Raw genomic sequence first — 821 nt, 5'->3', positions numbered from 1 at the left:
TCCAATCGTCGATTTGGAAGTATTCAAACAGATTCAATCCAGTCTCACCAGCATGAAGGTCAGGCTCTTTCGATGCCCCATTTTACTAGTAATGAAGACTTTTGGGATGGGAATACGACGGATGTGTTGGGCTATCGTCTAGGCTTGTTTGGGGGTGGTTCTTTAGCGAATTTTATGGGCATAGAGCGTGAGAATTTAGGGGGCTATATTGTCTCGTCCTATTCCTTTGATGAGAATCAAGAAGTTGTTTTGGAAAGCACAGGGGAAGGCGAAACGCGCCCCGTGAATGTGAGTGTTTTGTTTGCGATCAAGACATGAGGTTTAAATGTCAACGATTTATGATTGGTCTTTCAATGCCTCTGAGAATGCATATTGTGATGCTTTAATTGATTGGTCAGAAGGACAGCGTCCCAGTAGTTTGAATAACAGCGCCCGTGGTATGATGCAACGTGTGCGTGAATATTTATCGGATACCAGTGGTGTGATTGAAAGCACGTTTACGGTTGATGCTGAACATCAGACAACGGTGATAAGGCTTCAAAGTCAAACGGCATTTTTAGCGTATAAGAAGGGTATATCAATTTGTTTTAAAGCGAAGGGTAAGAATGTTGGGGTAACTACAATTGCCTTGAATGCTTTAGCCGCTCAACCTGTTTATAAGGCAACAGAATTAGGCATTCGTCCTCTATCAGGAGGAGAGCTTCAAAAGGGATGCATTTATAGCTTGATTTATAATGGAACTGGTTGGCAAGTTTTAAATCCTACGCCGGTTTCTTTACCGCAAGGACCGGTTATACCTGTTTGTCCACCAGGGACAATAG

2 pseudogenes are annotated in these 821 nt (G+C 42.9%); both read left to right on the top strand.

What is annotated here, in order from left to right:
* Nucleotides 1-318 (top strand): annotated as a pseudogene (locus ACFINC_RS10325) (phage tail protein); the annotation flags it as partial.
* 7 nt (nucleotides 319-325) lie between these two features.
* Nucleotides 326-821: pseudogene (locus ACFINC_RS10320) on the top strand (phage tail protein); the annotation flags it as partial.

Source organism: Bartonella sp. AP58NXGY (assembly GCF_042195785.1).
GTDB lineage: Bacteria > Pseudomonadota > Alphaproteobacteria > Rhizobiales > Rhizobiaceae > Bartonella.
The sequence above is the reverse complement of the archived record's forward strand: the minus strand, read 5'-3'. Positions and strand labels throughout refer to the sequence as shown.